Genomic DNA, 17,425 nt, shown 5'->3' on the forward strand with positions numbered 1-17,425 from the left:
CCGCGAACCCCAGTCGGCGAAAGCGCGAGACGCAGCCACCACAGCCGCCTCCGCATCCTCAATCGACGCCGGCACCAACTCCGTAATCACCCGCCCCGTCGCAGGATTGAACACCTCGATGGCATCCACTCCCGACCCCGGCACCCACCGACCACCAATCAAACACGTAGCCGTCAAATCCACATCGGTCATTGTCACTATTCAAACCCTCACTACTCGAAAATCGTTGGTAGGTGCCGCCGACTCGACGCACACGTATGGACGGTTCGGCCCCGAGAAGCCGATGAGTTGCTATGACGTCGGCGTCAGTGTTCGGTCGACACCGTAGGTAACACCGAGTTCGCCGCCCACATCGTGGGCTTTGAGGCGCGGAAGCACCTCGGAGGCGAGCAGTTCGAAGTTTCGGGATGACACTTCGGGCGCCATGCCTCCGAAGGACGGTGCGATCAGGACCCCGCCCGCGTCCAGTCGATCGACATACTCGAGAATCCGGTCGACGACCTGATCCGGCGTTCCCCACACCTGGAGATCGGCGAGGAAGTCACAGAAGCCGTCGACTCCGTGCTTCTCGATGTTGCGGCTCAGCCCTGCGTAGTACTCGTAGCCTTCAATTTTCGCGAATCCGACGTTGTCGAATTCGTAGTGCTCGACGGTCGACTCGGCGTAGCGCCGGAGGTAAACATCGCGCATCTGCCGGGCCTCGGCTTCTGTCTCTCCTACTCCGACGAAGACGCAGATGATCGGCTTGGCCGGCTCCTCGCCGTTGATCTCGAGGTAACGGGCACGGTAGTCGCGCATCTCGGCTTCGGCTTTGTCCCAGGGCTTCTGCGCGATGACCATCAGCCCGACCTGCAGACTTGCCATGAGGTCGATTGATTGCGGAGACACCGCCGATGCGAAGGTGCGACCGCGGAACGACGCATACGGCGCGGGGCGCAGGTCCATGGCCGGCTGTTTGTACAGTTCGCCGTCGGCTTCGATGACGCCGGACTCGAGACCGTTCAGGATCGCTTCGGCATACTCCGCGAAGAGCCTGCGGGACTTGCCCATCTCCACCCGGAAGCCGTCGAACTCTACCCGGCCGAGTCCTCGGCCGATGCCGAGCATCGAGCGGCCGCCCGAGAGATGGTCGAGCAGGATGAAGTTCTCGGCGGTCCGAACCGGGTCCTGCCAGGGAAGAACGGACACCATCGTCCCCAGTTTGACCGTGGATGTCTTGGCCGCAAGCCATGAGAGGAACTGCGGGACATCGGGTGTCATGCCGTAAGCAGTGAAGTGATGTTCCGGCGTCCATACCGAATCGAATCCGGCGGACTCTGCCCGCAGCGCGAGATCCAGCTCGTTGCGGTAGGTCTCCGCGTCCGAGACGTTTCCGTCGATGTTCTGAAATACGAGAGTGATGCCGGTGTGCATCTCTCCTCCTTCGTCGAGTAGTTCGATCGGTCCTACCGACCGGTTGGTATGCAGTGTAGCGGCCGAAACCTCGGGGCGCCAGAGGCAAATCACCGTCGAATCAGCTGATTCGTGGGACCGCGCCCGGGATCACCCCGCGGGTCTGCCGCACAGCAGATCGGCGGCCTTCTCACCGATCATCACGGTCGCAGCATTCGTGTTGCACGAGACGATGCTCGGCATGACCGACGCATCTGCGACGCGCAACCCGCTGACGCCGCGCACCCGAAGGTGCGGATCGACCACCGCCGTCGCGTCAGTGCCCATGCGACAGGTTCCCGAAAGGTGGAAGAAGCTGCTGACACTGTCGTGTATCGCCTTCTCCAACTCCGGGCGGTCGAGGCGAAGTAGTGCGGGGGCGTCGGAAGTGCCACCCCATTCGTCGAATGCGCTCGTCTCGGCGAGTGTGTTTACCACCTCGATTCCGGCGATGAGCTGTTCGATGTCGTACGGGTCGCTGAGGTATTTCGGATCGATCAGCAGCGGCGCTTCCGGGCCGGAAGACGCCAGGCGAATGCTTCCGCGGCTTCGCGGGCGCATGTGCCCGATCCCGAAGGTGAAACTGTTCTCGGCTGGCCGTTGCCACGGCGTGTGGTAGTCGACCTGGATCTGCACGATCTGCAGCTCCGGCCGGGTCTGAGACGGGTTCGTCTTCGCGAACAGCGTCGACTCGGCGTAGTTGCCACTCGGTGGGGGCAGCTGTCGATCCGCGCGCATCCGGACTCCCGCCAGCAGGATGTGGTCCTGCAGGTTCAGGCCGACCTCCGGCGAATCGATCACCGGTTGCACGCCGACCAACTCGAGGTCTCGGACCGGTCCGACGCCCGAATGTAGCAGCAGCCGCACGGAATCGACTGCACCGGCGCACAAGACAACGTCGCCGGCCGACGCGGACCGGATCGAGTGACCGTCCCAGGTGTACTCCACCCCACGACAGCGATCGCCCACGATGACGAGGCGTCGACAGATCGCCCCGGTGCGAACTGTCAGATTTGTCCGGCCGAGCGCCGGCCTGAGGTAGGCACTCGCGGTGCTCTGTCGCCGGTTCCCGCTGATCAGCAACTCATGGCACGCTGCCCCGAGTAACTCGCCACTGTTGAGGTCTGCTGCGACGGCGTGCTGCGCCTGCCGCGCGGCCTCGACGTGGGCGAGTGACAACGGGTGGGGCGAGTCGATCGGCCGCGGCGCCAGTGGTCCGCCCCGACCCCGGAATCGGGGGTCGCCGTCGGGGACGTCCTCGGAGCGCATGAAGTAGGGCAACACCGAGTCATAGTCCCAACCCTCAGCGCCCTCCGCGGCCCACGAGTCGTAGTCGACTCGGTGTCCCCGCAGGTGCGCCATGACGTTGATCGAGCCCGAGCCGCCCAGGACCTTGCCGCGGGTCGCGGGGACCGTCCGCCCGAGAGCCTTCTGCGGAACCGTCGCGTAATTCCAATCCAGCTCGCTGCCGGCCAAACTCGGCCAGGAACCTGGGTTCTCGATGTCTGGTCGTCGCTCGGAGCCGCCGGCCTCCAGGAGCAGGACCCGGACCTCAGGATCCTCGGTGAGTCGCGCGGCAAGGATGCACCCGGCGGTTCCGCCGCCGACGACGATGTAGTCGTAGGAGTCCATGATGCTCTACCGCCCGACCCCGACCGGCTGCACCGCGCCTGCCGTCACGGTATTCGCGTTCGGAACTTCACCGAGCAGTTCTGCTGACATGATCCATCCTCAATGTCGTACGGATAGAGGGGCTCTCATCGTTCTCGAGAAGGGAGCGCCGATCTCGGATATCTCGGGGAACGACCGCCTGAAGTCACTGATTCAGGCTGGAGCGCGTCCGGTGCGTGAGGCTTCTCGACAACAGAGGAACGCCTTCCAGCCAGGAAGCGCGACGCCGGCTCAACAGATAAAACGAAGTTCATCTGTGCTTACATACTAACCGGGCGGTACGTACCGTTGTGAGATGACGTTACCGCACTACGCGTCAGGGGGTCAAGAGATCGCGACGATACCGCTGGGACCGCGGTTCACCCGGATACCGCGAACCCGCCGCATCACGGTAGGCGCTAACGAGCACGGCCTCCACAAAGGGACATTCGTGGAGGCCGGGTGGTCGAGGAGTGCAGCTCAGGCGTCCGCTGGTCGCTCGATCAGTCCGTCGATGAGGATGTCGGCGTAGATGGTGCCGATTTCGCGGGGGGTTACCGAGCCCTTCAGGTCCAGCCAGACGTGTGTCCACGCCCCCATGCCGATGATCCCGAATGCCACCAGTCGTGCCGGGCCCTTCTTTCGGAACACACCCTCCTGCATGCCGCGCTCGATCACGTCGACGAAGAAGCGCTCGAACTCGTCACGCTTCTGCTGGATCTCGGCGAAGACGTCCGTGGGCAGGAACTTCCGTTCCTGCATGAACACCGTGATCTCCGCCTTGTAGATCGACATCGGTTCGAGTAACGCCTCGGTGATCAGTCGTCGCAGGATCAGATCCGGACTCTGTTCCTTGTCTGCCATGACACTGCGCGCACGCCCCAGCTGATAGTTGATGAACTCGTCGTGCACCCGGTAGAGCAGGTCTTCCTTGCTCTCGAAATGGTGATAGAAGGCGCCCTTGGTCAGCTCCGCTGCATCGACGATGCTCTGGACAGACGTTGCCGCGTACCCGTTCCTCTCGAAGAGCGCAACCGCGTTCTCGAGCAGGGCACGCCGAGCCCCCTCGGGGTCGCGGACCCTACGGCCGCTCGTCTTGCCACTCGAAACCTTCGGCCTCGCCACGAAACTTCCTCCCTGGCTGTTCAGCTCGCCATTCATCGCCGAGTGCGCCATCCATCTCGAGCACTCTGCACGAAGCGGGTAGGCGCGATGCTACGGGCACGCCGGCGCACTGCACAACGCCTCACGCACTCTCGCAGTATACATCCGTACCAGTCGGCATGATATTACCGTCCGACGAACCTATCGAGAGTCTTCGGGGTCGGGGAGGTCCCGGAGGATCTGGACTGCCGTCATGGCGGTCGGCCAGCCGGAATAGAACGCGAGGTGAGTGGCGACCTCCACGAGTTCTTCGACTGTGAGGCCGTTGTCCAGTGCCGTGCGCAGATGAAAGGGAAGCTGGTCAGAGCGGTAGAGCGCGATCAAGGCAGCGACCGTGACGAGGCTTCGGTCCCGAGGTGTCAGTTCATGTCGTGTCCAGATGTCGCCGAACAGGGTGTCGTCGGTGAGTTCTGCCAGTTTCGGAGCGAACGAACCGAGTGCCGCTCGGGCAGGGCCTGGGCGTCCCGTGCTCACTGCGCCGGCGCGGTGCGCAGCGCGTTCGCCAGCGGGGCGCCTTCTCGGGACAGCCAGGTGCTGACCGTGTCCGTGAGGTGGTCGAGTTCGGAGTCCACGACGTAGAGACTCCGAGTGGGCACGACGGCACCCAGTTCGACGAGCAGCGGTCGGAGATGGAACTCGCCCGCCATCGCATGGTGTGCAGCACCGCCCACCATCACGGGCACCGCCGAGACACCGTCGAGTGAGACGGAGCCGAAACGGTCGAAGAAGCCCTTGAGTAGGCCCGTGTAGGTCGCCTTGTAGGTCGGCGAGGTCACGATGAGGATGTCGACTCCGCTGACGAGCTCCATGTCACGTTGCACCGTCGCGGAGTCGGGGTCCAGAACGGCCCCGCCGTGCATCGCCAGATCGACGACAGGGCCGACCCTGCCTCCGACCGCATCGGCAACCTGTCGGCCCACTTCCGCTGCGACGGTTGCCGTGCGTGACGCCGGCCGTGGGTTTCCGACCAGAACACCGACTGTGATATCGCTGTGCGCCATGGACTCTCCTCGATTCATCGTCAACGAGTATCGGTTCATACCTGCGATCCGACGGCCGTGAAGAAGGCCCGGCGTGCATAGGCCAAGGCATGGCAATCCTCGCGCACTCCCCCGTCGACCACGGCACCGACCACGATCGTGTGATCGCCGGCCTCGACCATCTGCTCGACCCGGCACACTGCGAACGCCGCGGTGTTCTCCGCGAGCACCGGCCCGCCCAGTCCTCCGTCCGGGGCCGACCATGCATGTCCGTCGAACTTCGAGTCCGACTTGACCGCGAAGGCCAGCGCGACGCTCTCGTGGCCGTCGGCGATGTAGTTGACGGTGAACGATCCCGACGAACGCACCGCCTGCAGGGTGTTCGACCCGTGGTCGAGGCATGCGAGGACGAGCGGGGGATCCAGGGAGACAGAGCACACCGCGGACATCGTCAAACCCTGATGCCTGCCGTCGTCACCGGTGGCGGTGACGACTGTGGCGGGGCCTGGTGCATACGCCATGATGTCCTTGAACTTGCCCAGGTCGATCATCGTTCGTTTCTCCTAGCTGGATCGGGATGACGTGGTGCGGCCCGCGGCGCGAATCGCGTCCTGGACACCGGGGTTGTACGCACTGGCTGCCTGAGCCCAGGACTCGAATCCCACCGTCACGTCAAAGGAATTCTCGGCGGCGAGATTCACGGCTTGTTTCATGTCACGAGCGAGTGACGGCTGCAGATCCGCGACCGAATGTGCGAGAGTCAACGCTTCTCCGAGCGGGTCATCGGCGTAGACGTCTGCGAGTCCCTCGTCATGGGCTTGCGCGCCGTCGAGTGTGCGGCCGCGGAGAACCGTGCGCAGTGCACGTCCCCGCCCCAGCCTCTCCGTCAGGAAATAGGTGCATCCGCCTCCCGGATGAAGTCCCAACTTCGCGAAGGTGGCACCGAATCTGGCGTTCGGTCCGGCGATAGTGATGTCGCATGCCAGCGCGAGATTCAACCCGGCACCGATCGCGTGACCGTTGACGGCGGACACCGTCGGATACGGAAGCTCGCGCAACCACAGGAAGCTCTCGTAGTACGACAGTTGACGGGCCCGCATGCTCGAGGGAGTCGCGCCGTTCACGCCGAAGATCGCCATGAGATCCGCCCCGGCACAGAACGAGGTCCCGGATCCGGTCACCACCAGGCACCGCGTTTCAGTGTCGGTGGACAGCTGTTCCGCCGCTTCGAGTAGCTCGAGTCGCATGTCTGGGCCGATGGCGTTCCGCTTCTCCGGATCGTCGAGTACGAGAACCCGGACGCCGTCGTCGTGCCGCTCGATGCGAATCTTGTCGAATTCTGTCATTTCCCAGTCTTTCTGCGAGGTTCCGGTCGACTCAGCCGGCATCGGGGCGTACCGCTACGGCTTCGATCTGAACGCGCAGGTTCGAGGCGATACCGAGAACGAATGTCGACCGCGCCGGGTACGGTCCCTCACCGAAAGCGCCCTTGTACGCATCGAGGAACTCGAAGCGATATGCCTCGTCTTGCAGGTAACAGGTGGTCTTGACGACGTCGCGCAGGGTGAGGCCTGCGTCCGCCAAGATTCTGGCGACGTTCTCGAGGCAGATCCGGGTCTCGTCGGCGATCGACTCCGCCTCCGGACGTCTCGCCATGGTCTCAGGGTCGATCGCCAGGCCCGCGGCATAGACGAACACGTCGGTCGCGGTACCGGACGACAGCCCCTGCGGACTGAAATCTCCCAGGTCGGCTGGATTCAAGTAGTCGATCATTTCGACCTCGTCTTTCGTTTGTACGATTCGGTTGCAGTGATCACGCATTGCGTAGATCGACGGTCCGGGTCTCACCGAGTGCGCTCACAGAAAGCGCGGCCACGATGCACAGCGCGGAGATCATCACGGAAACCGCGATGCTGCCCGGGCCTCCCGGCGCGATGAAGGTTGCAGCGAGGAGCGGGCCGAGTCCGCCACCGATCATTCCGGCAAATTGGTAGCACAGGGATACGCCCGTGTAGCGGGACGCCGTCGGGAACAGCTCCGCGAGCAGTGCGGGGACCGGGCCGTTCGCCGCCGCGTTGAGCACGGTCATGCTGATGACATACGAGAGCAGGATCAGTGGGAAGCTTCCCGACGTCACCAATGGGAACATCGCGAACGCGTGGATCGCCGTGAGCAGGGCTGCGGTGACGTAGACCGGTCGCCGGCCGTATCGGTCGGAGAGCCACGCGAACAACGGGACAGTGAGAAGCATGCCAGCCGTACCGATCATCATCGCGTTGAGCAGCGTCTGGCGCGGGATCCCGAAGTCCTTGTGCGCGTACGTCACCAGCAGTGACGTCGCCACCGCGTACGCCATGAACGGTCCGGCGTAGACGCCGATTCCGAGCAGCACGCGACCCCGGCGTTCCCGAAGTAGCGCGAACAGCGGCGCGCGGCGCGGCTCCTCTTCGCTACGCTCCTTCTTCTCGGCCAGCAGGACGGGACTCTCGCGTACGCCGACCCGGATGTACATGCCGATTCCGACGAGGACGACCGTCACGAGGAAGGGTAGACGCCAACCCCAGGACAGGAACTGGTCCTCGGAGAGCCCGCCTAGCGCTGCGAAGGCCGCGAAGGACAGTAGGAGTCCGGCCGAGGCTCCCATCTGGGTTGCGCTGCCGTAGAATCCGCGGGACTTCGTGTTCGCATGTTCGACAGCCATCAACACGGCGCCGCCCCATTCACCGCCGACGGCGATTCCCTGCATGAGACGGAGCGCCACGAGCAGGATCGGGGCGAGCACGCCGATCTTGTCGGGCGTCGGCAGCAATCCGATCGACACGGTTGCCACCCCCATGATGCTCAGCGTCCAGATGAGCGAGGATTTCCTGCCGAACCGGTCGCCGAAGTGGCCGAAGATGATTCCACCGAGCGGGCGGGCGAGGTACCCGACGGCTAGCGTGCCGAACGAGGCGATCAGCGCCACGGCCGGCGACGATCCCGCGAAGAACACGGGAGCGAACACCAGGCTCGCCGCGGTCGCGTAGATGAGGAAGTCGTAGTACTCGATCGTGCTGCCGATCGCGCTGGCGATATAGACGCGGCGCCGTTGGCGAACAAGATCGTCGTTGGGCCTGTCCGTAGTTGCCCTTGGGGAGGAAGTGCCGTCGAGAGTACTCATTGCGGTCTCCGGATTCGGGGCGGGGGTGGATCGCTGGTGATCACATCGGCCCGCTGAGTGGGGGCTATTTCGGGAGGATGATGTCGAGCGGCCGGTTGTAGAGGATGTCCTCGACCACGTCGTGTGGGATCGGGAGTGGCATGTCGAGTTCCGAGATCGCCAGGAACTGATCGGCGGACTCTTTCGGACAGAATGACGGGAAGTCGGAGCCGAACACCAGGCGGTCGGTGACATGGCCCTCGATGGCGAGTCGGAGCCCGTTGTAGAGCTGCCAGGTCTTCACCGGCAGCGTCGATACGTCGGCGAAGACGTTGCGGTTCTTCATCATCAGTTCGACTGTCTCGTTCATCCACGGCTTCCCGAAGTGGGCGACGAGGATGTTCGTGTCCCGGAACTCGCGGGCGACCTTGTCGAGAAACATGGGGTACGCGTATTCGTTGCACCCGTCGGGCGCGAACACACTCGCCTGGTGGAACATGAGGAAGATGCCGAGATCAGCGGCAGCGCGATAGACCTCGTAGGCTTCGTCGCAGTGCGGATGGAAACCCTGATACGGGGGTGAGAGTTTCACCCCGTGAAGGCCGTATTCGCGCACGGCGCGGCGGAGTTCGTCCGCCGCGCCGGGCTGGGTCGGGTCGACGCTGCCGACCCCGATCGCCCGTTCCCGGTTGGCGTCGAGGTACTCGCCGACATAGTCGTTCGGCACTTTCATCCCGATCCGGGCCACCTGCAGGCCGAGGACCAGGAACCTCTCGACACCGGACTCCGCCATCACCCGGGTGTGCTCGGCGAGGTCCGCGCGGCCGAAGCCCGGCCGCCCGACGAGCTCGGTTCCTCGGTCGGTCCATACCGGGCCCAGGTGTTCGGGCAGGTAGATGTGTGTGTGCCAGTCGGTGAACGGGCGCTCGGGCATCGCGGCTATCCCTGTCTCTTCGGCCGGAGCGCGACGGCGTCGATCTCGACGCGGCAGTCGCCGGCGATGCCGACGACGAGCGTCGTGCGCGCCGGGTACGGGCCCTCCCCGAAGACCTCGGTGTACGCGGTCCAGAACTCCTTGCGATACGAATCGTCGGCCAGGTAACAGGTCGTCTTCACCACGTCCCCGAGCGTGCAGCCGGCAGTCTCGAGGATCCCCTGGATCTCCTCCAGCGCGATCTTCGTCTCGTTCGCGATGGTGTCGGCCTCCGGCTTACGCGCCAGCGTCTCCAGATCCAGCGCCATGCCGCCGCAGAACACGTAGTCCTTGGTCGCCACACCCGGATTCATTCCGAATCGAGGGTAGGAAAGGTTGCCTGGGTTGAGGTATTCCGTCATGAGTATTCCTTCGGTGGGATCCGGTGGATCAGTTCGCGGCGACAGCCGTGGAATCGAGTGTGCGGAGTTCCGGCATGCACTCGCTGGCGAAGAGTTTCAGGGATCTGTCGATGTCCTCGTGTGCGATGCCCGGCACGCCCATCTGCAACAGCCAGTTCTGGATGCCGTGCGACTTCGTCATCCGCGTCATCTTCGCGAGCACGGTGTCCGGCGAACCGATGAAGAGGTGATCACGATCGAACATGAGATCCCAGGGAGCCATCGCCTTGTACTTGGGATCATTCGGGTCCTCGTCGGCGTCGAGGAAGACCCCGATACCGCGAACCCGGCAGATAAGCTCGAAAAACTCCACCACCGCCGGCTCAGCGATGCGACGCGCCTCCTCGTCCGTGTCCGCGACGTATGCCATGCGCAGCACGCCCACATCCTCGCCGAGTGCCGGGGTGACGCCGGTGACCTTGGCCCGCTCGTCGCGATAGAGTTCGCAGAGGTTGTGGAGAACCTGACCGGTGGGGTACCAGGTGATCGGCTTCATACCCTTCTGAGCGGCGCGCCGGAAGCCCTCGACAGTCTCGGTGACCGCGAACAGCGGCGGCATCGGCTGCTGGTACGGCTGCGGAGTGATCCCGAACGCTTGAAGCATGCCGTCATCGCCGACCCAGCCTTCCGGATCGGGCGCACCGGGCGAGTGGATGAACTTCGTCCCCGGCTCCGGGAATGTGTAGCGCGGCCCCTTCCAACTGAACTGGCGGTCGGTCCAGATCCCCTTCACGATCGCGAGGTTTTCGTCGAAGATCCCGTAACTGTTTTCGCTGCCGTTCCAGCGGTTTGCCTCGGGATTGAGGTTCATCACCTCGATCGGCAGAATTCCCCGACCGAACGCCACATCGAGACGACCGTCACTGAAGTGGTCCAGGATGGCGAGATCCTCCGCCACCCTCAGCGGATGCCACAGGGTCAGCGATACCGCCGCCATCCCGAACCGGATGCGGCTCGTCCGAGCGGCCAGATCCGTCGCCAGCATGATCGGATTCGGGCTCGCATCGGTCCCGTCGACATCGAAGTGATGCTCCCCCAACCAAATACGGTCATATCCGAGCTCGTCCGCCATCACGGCATGTCGCCGCGTCGCCTCCAGCACCTCATGCCAGGACAACTCGCCCGAACGATTCGTCAACGCATACAGCAAATCCAGTTTCATATTTCACTCCAAGTCTCTGTGGCCGACCGCCGCTTCCCGACGAGAACGACCGTCGTTTCTTCAACCGGTTTTCGAGGGCTGACATCACACCGCGCCCTTCCGTGACGACCATCACACGAGGGTCCCTGCGGGGCCAGCCCCGATGCCAGCGGGTAACTACCTATCCACTACCTGTGCACTACGTATCTGCCATGACCGCCTTCAGCCATGGCTGCGACCTCCGCAGCACGGCAATACCTGTCCCGTGACATATGCCGCCTGGTCGGAGCCCAACCAAGCGACGGCTTCGGCGATATCGATGGGCCTGCCCGGGCGTTGCAGCGGAATGCGCGAGATGATGCGGTCACGCACCCTCGCGGGTACCGCATCGGTCATGTCGGTGGCGATGAAGCCCGGTGCCACGGCGTTGACGCGCAAGCGCGGCGCGTGGCTCAACGCCAGTGACCGGGTCAGACCGACTACGCCGCCCTTGGAGATGGCGTAGTTGAACTGGCCGACGTTGCCGAGGTATGCGCGTGAGCTGATATTGACCACCGCGCCACCATCGACGATCTCGTCGGCCAGTTCGGACGTCAACTCGAAGGTCGCGCCCAGGTTGATTCGATTGACGAGTCGGAAGTTCGGTTCGGTCATGTCGCCGATCAGAGCATCGCGCGTGATACCGGCGTTGTTCACCAACAGGGTCGGCTGCCCCTCTTCGGACCGTATTGCGGAGCGAATCTGCGCACGGCCCTCCGGATCGGCGATGTCGGCCTTCACTGGCGTGGCATCGATCGATGCTGCGCTGTCCCCGACCCTCGGATCCACGTCTACCAGGACCAGGCGGTAGCCGTCCTTCGTCAGGCGCCGGGCAATTTCGAAGCCGATACCCCGGGCCGCGCCTGTGACCACTGCAATCTTCATGGCAGAGCTGCTCCTAAATGTTCCTCGCCGAGTACGAAGGCGTGACCGTTGGCCCCGCGAGTGGCGACGAGGAGATCCACCGCATCGGCAACCGACTTCGGTTCCACATCGTCGGCCACGGCGACGACCGTCGAGTAGCCGTTGTGTTTTCGGCGCTCGAGCGCGAGTGCGCGTGCGCCGCTGAGTAGGCCGGCTGCGACAGCCGCGTCCAGCGGTTCGGTACGTCCCAGCAGTGCGGCCGAGCGCACGACGTAGACCACTGCACCACCGGCCGCGACTGTCTCCCGGGTCATGTCGAACGCCTGAGCCAGTTCGTCCTCGGTCTCCGCCCATTCACGAAGACCAGTCCGTGCGACGAATACGAGACCGTCACGGGGGTCTGTTCCCGCACGGCCGGCGCCGGTCAACACCTCTTTGAGTTGCGGGTCGTCCGCGCGGACCCTCATACCTTCGCCTCCCGCTTCACCAATGCCACCATCTCTCCTTCTTGTACGACGACATCGTGCTGGTTGAGAACCTGCACGTGCTGGACCATGACGCCACGGTCGGGCTTCGACGTAGGAGTCAGCTCCACGACCTCGTTGGCCGCGCGAATCGTGTCGCCGATGAGCACCGGACGCACGAAGCGCCAGCGACGAATCTCGGCGAACGCCACCAGGGTGTCGTCGAAGATTCCGAGCCGGCCCCGAAGGCCTGTCACGATCGACAGAACGAGCGCTCCGTGAGCGATCCGTTCGCCGAACTGACTCTCGCGCATAGTCTGCGCATCAGTGTGCAGAGTATGAAAATCACCGGACACTCCGGCGAAGTTGACCACGTCCGCCTCCGTCACAGTGCGACGCGGAGTCTCGAACGTCATTCCGATTTCCACGTCGTCGAACCACAGTCCGGCCATGGGACACCTTTCGAGAATTCATTGCGGAACTCCGACTCGAAGCAGTTTGCCGAGCGGCTACCGTTCACGGAAACTTAGTACCGCCCGGTCGGTACGTCAAGCATCAAGATGCACTTGAGTGGAAGATCCCGGTGCCTACGCCGAATTACCTACCAGCATTGCGTATATCGCCCACTTTTGCCATAGTGCGTAATCAAGACATACGGCGATCAGCCTCTCGACCAACATTCCAACCGGTTTGCAGACGCACACGCAGGCACCGTACGCAACGTGACGCAACACCCGAAACCGACTCAGCCACAACCGAAGGGATTCTCCAATGAGAGATCCGCGACTGGTTCCGCCCATAGCGTCGGACCCACACGACATGGACGACTTACGCGCCGAAGTCCGGCAATTCGTCGACGCCCAGTTCGCTGATGGGCGCATCACTCCGCGGATCGACAGCTGGCTCACCGGCTGGCACGAGGACTTCTCGCGCACACTCGCCGACCGGGGATGGGTCGGCATGACGATCCCAATCGAGTACGGTGGCCACGGTCGCAGCCACCTCGAACGTTTCGTCGTCACCGAGGAACTCCTCGCTGCAGGCGCCCCGGTCGCCGCGCACTGGATCGCCGACCGCCAGATTGCACCGTCACTCCTCTTGTACGGCACAGAATTTCAAAAACGGAAGTACCTACCCGAGATCGCCCGAGGCGAGTGCTACTTCGCCATCGGCATGAGCGAACCCGACTCCGGATCCGACCTCGCCAGCGTCCGCACCAAAGCCACCCGCGTCGACGACGGCTGGGTCCTCAGCGGCACCAAGGTCTGGACGTCCGGCGCCCACCATGCCCACGCATTCATCTGCCTCGCCCGCACGACCCCCGTCGACCCCGCAGATCGGCACGACGGACTGAGCCAGTTCATCGTCGACCTGTGCTCACCCCGCGTCGACATCCGGCCCATCGTCTCGATGCACGGTGGGCACCATTTCAACGAAGTCATCCTCAACGACGTCTTCGTCGCCGACGACATGGTCTTCGGCACCATCGGCAGCGGCTGGCAGCAGGTCACCTCGGAACTGAGCTTCGAACGCAGCGGACCTGAACGCTTCCTGTCCACATTTCCCCTCCTCGCCGACACCGCCGAACAGATGCGGACAGGGGCAGTACCCCGACACCCCGACCTAGGCCGGTATCTCGCCCGAACAATGGGGCTGCACCAGATGTCCACCGCGGTCGCCGGAGCCCTCGGACGCCACGAACCCGCCGACGTCGCCGCGGCCGTCGTCAAAGTCCTCGGAACTACCACCGAAGGCGACATCGCCGATTTTGCCGACGTCATCACCGGTGACACCGGTCCGACCCCCCGCCGCTACCGAGCAATGATCGATGACGCCGCCGCCCAACGCCCCGGATTCACCCTTCGTGGCGGCACCAACGAAGTTCTGCGCGGCGTGATCGCGCGGGGATTGGGAATGCGCTGATGACGACCCCGCCCACTGTCGACCCCGATCTTGTGGAAATGATGTCTGCGGTCTTCGTCGCTTACCGCGACCAGAAGGAACCTGACGCCGATACCGCTACGTGGGACCCGATCCTCTGGTCCCACCTCACCGATCTCGGCCTGACCCGCCTCACCGGACCAGAGGAATCCGGCGGCAGCGGAGCCGGATGGCTCGAAGCCGCGGAACTGCTCCGCACCGCCGCGGCCAACGGCGTCCGAATCCCGCTGGCCGAACACGACCTGCTCGCCGGCTGGCTGCTCGATACCGCCGGGCTTCCCGCAGACGACGCCCGCCGCACCGTCTGCCTGCTCGATCACACCGGAACTGCCCACCGGGTGCCCTGGGCCGCCCAATCCGACAAGATCGTCACGGTCTGGCGCGACACCCACACGTACGTTGTCGCCGACATCGAGACGAACATGCTCACCATCACGCCGGACGCCAACATCGCCGGCGAACCCAGAGACACCGTCACCATCGACAGCGCCCATTCGGGCACTCCGATAGCTGACGCGGTCGTCGACCAACTACTCCTGCGCGGCGCACTGATCCGAGCCGTGCAGACGAGCGCCGCGCTCGATCGCATCCTCGACCTGTCAATCACGCACACCACCGAACGCACCCAGTTCGGGCGACCGCTCGCGAAGTTTCAGGCCATACAAAACCTCGTCGCCGATATCGCCGCCGAAGCCGCACTCACCCGGGCCGCCACCGAAGCCGCCCTGAACGAAGCCGTCCGCACCGACTGGTCCGCACCGAACCTCGACGTCCTTGTCGCCGTTGCCCGTTCCTGCGCCGGCCACGCCGCATCCACCGTCGTCCGCAATGCCCACCAGGTGCACGGAGCGATCGGCACCACCCGCGAGCACCGCCTGCACGAGTTCACCCAACCTGCCCTCGCGTGGCGCTCCGAGTTCGGCTCCCTCCACCACTGGGACGACATGCTCACCACCGCATCCATCACGGCAGGCCGACAGAACCTGTGGTGCCTCGTCACCGCATAGTCTTCCGGCCGCCAATGACCAATGAATTGAGTAGTGCCGAATGACATTCGCACTTGCACGGAGAATTACGGAAGTCTTTCGCGTTCTCGCGCACACTCGTGTAGCCGCGCGAGAGTTCGAGTTCTGGACTGCCACGACCAGCCCGGCTTCCTCACCTGAGCCGAGAAGTCCGGTCGACGCCTTTGGCGGCCTCTACACGAGAGACAGCGACGGCTCCAGAAAGGAAGACGCCCGATGAGTGACTGCCAGGACTTACCCCGCGAAGCACGCGAACTCATCACCCTCGCTCGGCAATGGATTCCCTATGGCAGGGTTCCCGCAGAGCTTGTCTTCCAGACATTCGGAATCACCGAGCACCAGTTCGTCGACAGGCTATGGGCAGTAGTGCAGGGTACTCGCTGCGATCCGCATCTCGTCCGTGCGCTTTCCTCCACCTATCCGCGCCGGCGGCCACACTGGGCAGCACCCACAACGCGCGGTAGCTCACCGGTCTGAGCAGCAGACACCGCCCCACATACCGCCGATCCGCACTGTTCGAGGCAGCTGCAGCACCACGCGGTGCTTTGTCCACACGGACGCCGCCGTCACGGCCGCCGCCGCAACCCAGCCGGCGTGGGCCGCCCTCCCCGCACCGGCCCGGGGCGCCATCCTCATGACGGCGGCGAACCTGCTGCAGGAACGTGGTTCCGTTGTGGCCGCGGACCTCGTCCAAGAAGACAAGACCCTCGCCGAAGCCCGCGGCGAAGTCACGCGCGCCGTGGACGTGCTGCGGTTCTTCGGTTCCCTCGGGTGGACGGCCACCGGCGAGATGCTCCCCAGCGGACTGCCCGGAACCAGCGTCACCACCCGCCGCGAACACTCGTCTCGGGCAACACGGTGGCGCTCGAGCCCGCCGAACTCACACCCCTGTCCGCCACCCACCTTGCCCGCTACGGACTCACCGCGGGGATCTGCACCGACAGCCTCGCTCGCTCGACGGACTTCGCGGCCCGGGCGCAGGCCGGCGTCGTCAAGATCAACCGCCCGACCGCCGGGCTCGACCTGAATGTGCCGTTCGGCGGGGTGAGGATTCGTCCACGAACACGTTCCGGGAGCAGGGTCGCAGCGCGGTGGACTTCTACACCTGGGGGAAGACCGTTGACACGGGCGTCTGATCCGACCGCATCCGTGAGCGTGTGGGAGGGCCGTCCCATACGTCCTGTTGGACATTTGTGCATGTGGCGGAAAGCGTGGTTGTGCTGTAGAACATAAACAGCGAGACCGGTTTGTGATATGAACCACATCTAAACGTTACTTTGCGACACCACTACACAGACATGAACAACAGTTCCGGGGGGAGCGGATCCGCGCAGGTGGATCCGGGTTCGGGAACGGTAAGGACACCACATGCTGTTGCCGATGGCACCGACCGATTCACTGTTTCTGCTCGGCGAGTCCCGCGAGCATCCAATGCACGTCGGCGGCCTGGCAGTGTTCACGCCACCCGAGGGGGCGTCGGCGGCCGATGTGCGCGCGATGTTCGATGCCGCGCTGATCGGTGACCAGGTGGCGGCGCCGTTCCGTAAGCGGGCCCGCCGCTCGGTGACGTCGCTCGGCCAGTGGGGCTGGGACACCCTTCCGCACCACGAGGTCGACCTGGAACACCACGTGCGCCGCGACGCCCTGCCCCAGCCGGGCGGAATGGCAGAACTGATGACCCTGGTGTCGAGGCTGCACGGCACCCTGCTCGACCGCAGCCGCCCCCTGTGGGAAATGCACCTGATCGAGGGCCTCGCCGACGGCCGCTACGCGATCTACACCAAGATCCACCATGCCCTCGCCGACGGTGCGTCCGCGATGAGGCTGCTCCGCGACAGCATGAGCGAGGACCCCCACCGTCGGAACATGCCCACACCCTGGCAACCCCGAAACCCGCTGACGGCCGTGCCGGACGCGGGCGTCGCGGTGTCGGGAGGGCTCGGCTCGGCACTGCCCACGATGGCGTGGGACGCCGCCCGCGCGGCGGTCGGCGAGATGGCCGGACTCCTGCCCGCAGCGGTCGGCACCGTGGATCGCGCCCTGCACGGCAAGGGCGGTGCGGTGTCGCTGACCGCACCGCACACCCTGTTCAACGTGCCGATCAGCGGAGCCCGGCACGTCGCCGCCCGGTCCTTCCCCCTCGAACGGATCCGCCTGCTGGCCAAGCACGCCGACGCCACCATCAACGACATCGTGCTGACGATGTGCGCGGG

At 64.5% G+C, this 17,425-nt stretch carries 21 protein-coding genes; 5 read left to right on the top strand and 16 right to left on the bottom strand.

Annotated elements, in window-relative coordinates; translation table 11 throughout:
* The 16 genes from G9373_RS41865 to G9373_RS41940 form a co-directional block, all read right to left on the bottom strand.
* Positions 1 to 192 (bottom strand): aldehyde dehydrogenase family protein (locus G9373_RS41865; protein ID WP_167120825.1); only part of this gene is annotated, 192 nt, incomplete at its 3' end.
* Positions 193 to 291: 99 nt separating this feature from the next.
* Positions 292 to 1,413, bottom strand: a complete 1,122-nt coding sequence (locus tag G9373_RS41870; protein WP_005567537.1) for an LLM class flavin-dependent oxidoreductase — start codon at positions 1,411 to 1,413, stop codon at positions 292 to 294.
* A 129-nt stretch (positions 1,414 to 1,542) separates the two neighbouring features.
* Positions 1,543 to 3,063 (bottom strand): GMC family oxidoreductase N-terminal domain-containing protein, encoded by a 1,521-nt coding sequence (locus G9373_RS41875; protein ID WP_054248617.1) that lies wholly within the window; start codon positions 3,061 to 3,063, stop codon positions 1,543 to 1,545.
* A 498-nt stretch (positions 3,064 to 3,561) separates the two neighbouring features.
* Entirely contained in the window at positions 3,562 to 4,206 is a 645-nt protein-coding gene (locus G9373_RS41880) for a TetR/AcrR family transcriptional regulator (protein WP_231137709.1), read from the bottom strand.
* A gap of 180 nt (positions 4,207 to 4,386) precedes the next feature.
* Entirely contained in the window at positions 4,387 to 4,719 is a 333-nt protein-coding gene (locus G9373_RS41885) for a carboxymuconolactone decarboxylase family protein (RefSeq protein WP_005256894.1), read from the bottom strand.
* Positions 4,716 to 5,246: an NAD(P)H-dependent oxidoreductase gene (locus G9373_RS41890; protein ID WP_167120827.1), complete on the bottom strand. Its 531-nt coding sequence runs from the start codon at positions 5,244 to 5,246 to the stop codon at positions 4,716 to 4,718. Before G9373_RS41890 ends, G9373_RS41885 begins: the two co-directional genes overlap by 4 nt.
* A gap of 35 nt (positions 5,247 to 5,281) precedes the next feature.
* Positions 5,282 to 5,776 (bottom strand): flavin reductase family protein, encoded by a 495-nt coding sequence (locus G9373_RS41895; RefSeq protein ID WP_005256892.1) that lies wholly within the window; start codon positions 5,774 to 5,776, stop codon positions 5,282 to 5,284.
* Positions 5,777 to 5,788: 12 nt separating this feature from the next.
* Positions 5,789 to 6,571: an enoyl-CoA hydratase-related protein gene (locus G9373_RS41900; protein WP_037203666.1), complete on the bottom strand. Its 783-nt coding sequence runs from the start codon at positions 6,569 to 6,571 to the stop codon at positions 5,789 to 5,791.
* 31 nt (positions 6,572 to 6,602) lie between these two features.
* Positions 6,603 to 6,998, bottom strand: coding sequence for a RidA family protein (locus G9373_RS41905; protein ID WP_231137710.1), 396 nt, complete (start codon positions 6,996 to 6,998; stop codon positions 6,603 to 6,605).
* A 40-nt stretch (positions 6,999 to 7,038) separates the two neighbouring features.
* The gene (locus tag G9373_RS41910; protein ID WP_005567543.1) at positions 7,039 to 8,385 is read right to left on the bottom strand and encodes an MFS transporter; all 1,347 of its coding nucleotides are present in this window, start codon (positions 8,383 to 8,385) and stop codon (positions 7,039 to 7,041) included.
* Positions 8,386 to 8,449: 64 nt separating this feature from the next.
* Entirely contained in the window at positions 8,450 to 9,298 is an 849-nt protein-coding gene (locus G9373_RS41915; protein WP_005256879.1) for an amidohydrolase family protein, read from the bottom strand.
* Positions 9,299 to 9,303: 5 nt separating this feature from the next.
* The gene (locus G9373_RS41920) at positions 9,304 to 9,699 is read right to left on the bottom strand and encodes a RidA family protein (protein WP_005256878.1); all 396 of its coding nucleotides are present in this window, start codon (positions 9,697 to 9,699) and stop codon (positions 9,304 to 9,306) included.
* Between the two features lie 28 nt (positions 9,700 to 9,727).
* Positions 9,728 to 10,900 carry an LLM class flavin-dependent oxidoreductase gene (locus G9373_RS41925; RefSeq protein WP_005256877.1) on the bottom strand — a complete coding sequence of 391 codons (1,173 nt, stop codon included), beginning with the start codon at positions 10,898 to 10,900 and terminating at the stop codon, positions 9,728 to 9,730.
* Positions 10,901 to 11,101: 201 nt separating this feature from the next.
* The gene (locus G9373_RS41930; protein WP_005256876.1) at positions 11,102 to 11,803 is read right to left on the bottom strand and encodes an SDR family oxidoreductase; all 702 of its coding nucleotides are present in this window, start codon (positions 11,801 to 11,803) and stop codon (positions 11,102 to 11,104) included.
* A complete protein-coding gene (locus G9373_RS41935; protein ID WP_167120829.1) occupies positions 11,800 to 12,249 on the bottom strand; it encodes a hypothetical protein in 450 nt (149 codons plus the stop codon). Before G9373_RS41935 ends, G9373_RS41930 begins: the two co-directional genes overlap by 4 nt.
* Positions 12,246 to 12,698, bottom strand: coding sequence for a MaoC/PaaZ C-terminal domain-containing protein (locus G9373_RS41940; protein ID WP_005256873.1), 453 nt, complete (start codon positions 12,696 to 12,698; stop codon positions 12,246 to 12,248). The genes G9373_RS41935 and G9373_RS41940 overlap by 4 nt, the downstream gene beginning before the upstream one ends.
* A gap of 319 nt (positions 12,699 to 13,017) precedes the next feature.
* On the opposite strand from G9373_RS41940, the gene G9373_RS41945 reads away from it, so the two are divergent.
* The 5 genes from G9373_RS41945 to G9373_RS41960 all read left to right on the top strand — a co-directional run.
* Positions 13,018 to 14,169: an acyl-CoA dehydrogenase family protein gene (locus tag G9373_RS41945; protein WP_167120831.1), complete on the top strand. Its 1,152-nt coding sequence runs from the start codon at positions 13,018 to 13,020 to the stop codon at positions 14,167 to 14,169.
* Complete coding sequence (locus tag G9373_RS41950) at positions 14,169 to 15,194, top strand: acyl-CoA dehydrogenase family protein (RefSeq protein WP_167120833.1); 1,026 nt, start codon at positions 14,169 to 14,171, stop codon at positions 15,192 to 15,194. Before G9373_RS41945 ends, G9373_RS41950 begins: the two co-directional genes overlap by 1 nt.
* A 418-nt stretch (positions 15,195 to 15,612) precedes the next feature.
* Positions 15,613 to 16,239, top strand: coding sequence for an aldehyde dehydrogenase family protein (locus tag G9373_RS48430; RefSeq protein WP_242322588.1), 627 nt, complete (start codon positions 15,613 to 15,615; stop codon positions 16,237 to 16,239).
* Positions 16,143 to 16,445, top strand: coding sequence for a hypothetical protein (locus G9373_RS47265; protein WP_346842917.1), 303 nt, complete (start codon positions 16,143 to 16,145; stop codon positions 16,443 to 16,445). Before G9373_RS48430 ends, G9373_RS47265 begins: the two co-directional genes overlap by 97 nt.
* 135 nt (positions 16,446 to 16,580) lie before the next feature.
* Positions 16,581 to 17,425: wax ester/triacylglycerol synthase domain-containing protein (locus tag G9373_RS41960; protein WP_277346743.1), on the top strand; the 845-nt coding region annotated here is incomplete at its 3' end.

The organism is Rhodococcus sp. A14 (assembly GCF_011603105.1).
Lineage (GTDB): Bacteria > Actinomycetota > Actinomycetes > Mycobacteriales > Mycobacteriaceae > Rhodococcus_F > Rhodococcus_F opacus.

Bases quoted from the DNA above. Each gene is read 5' to 3' on its own strand.
- G9373_RS41930 (WP_005256876.1), bottom strand. From the start codon at position 11,803: ATGAAGATTGCAGTGGTCACAGGCGCGGCCCGGGGTATCGGCTTCGAA.
- G9373_RS41940 (WP_005256873.1), bottom strand. From the start codon at position 12,698: ATGGCCGGACTGTGGTTCGACGACGTGGAAATCGGAATGACGTTCGAG.
- G9373_RS41920 (WP_005256878.1), bottom strand. From the start codon at position 9,699: ATGACGGAATACCTCAACCCAGGCAACCTTTCCTACCCTCGATTCGGA.
- G9373_RS41900 (WP_037203666.1), bottom strand. From the start codon at position 6,571: ATGACAGAATTCGACAAGATTCGCATCGAGCGGCACGACGACGGCGTC.
- G9373_RS41915 (WP_005256879.1), bottom strand. From the start codon at position 9,298: ATGCCCGAGCGCCCGTTCACCGACTGGCACACACACATCTACCTGCCC.
- G9373_RS41945 (WP_167120831.1), top strand. From the start codon at position 13,018: ATGAGAGATCCGCGACTGGTTCCGCCCATAGCGTCGGACCCACACGAC.
- G9373_RS41950 (WP_167120833.1), top strand. From the start codon at position 14,169: ATGACGACCCCGCCCACTGTCGACCCCGATCTTGTGGAAATGATGTCT.
- G9373_RS41875 (WP_054248617.1), bottom strand. From the start codon at position 3,063: ATGGACTCCTACGACTACATCGTCGTCGGCGGCGGAACCGCCGGGTGC.
- G9373_RS41935 (WP_167120829.1), bottom strand. From the start codon at position 12,249: ATGAGGGTCCGCGCGGACGACCCGCAACTCAAAGAGGTGTTGACCGGC.
- G9373_RS41905 (WP_231137710.1), bottom strand. From the start codon at position 6,998: ATGATCGACTACTTGAATCCAGCCGACCTGGGAGATTTCAGTCCGCAG.
- G9373_RS41870 (WP_005567537.1), bottom strand. From the start codon at position 1,413: ATGCACACCGGCATCACTCTCGTATTTCAGAACATCGACGGAAACGTC.
- G9373_RS41890 (WP_167120827.1), bottom strand. From the start codon at position 5,246: ATGGCGCACAGCGATATCACAGTCGGTGTTCTGGTCGGAAACCCACGG.
- G9373_RS41925 (WP_005256877.1), bottom strand. From the start codon at position 10,900: ATGAAACTGGATTTGCTGTATGCGTTGACGAATCGTTCGGGCGAGTTG.
- G9373_RS41895 (WP_005256892.1), bottom strand. From the start codon at position 5,776: ATGATCGACCTGGGCAAGTTCAAGGACATCATGGCGTATGCACCAGGC.
- G9373_RS41910 (WP_005567543.1), bottom strand. From the start codon at position 8,385: ATGAGTACTCTCGACGGCACTTCCTCCCCAAGGGCAACTACGGACAGG.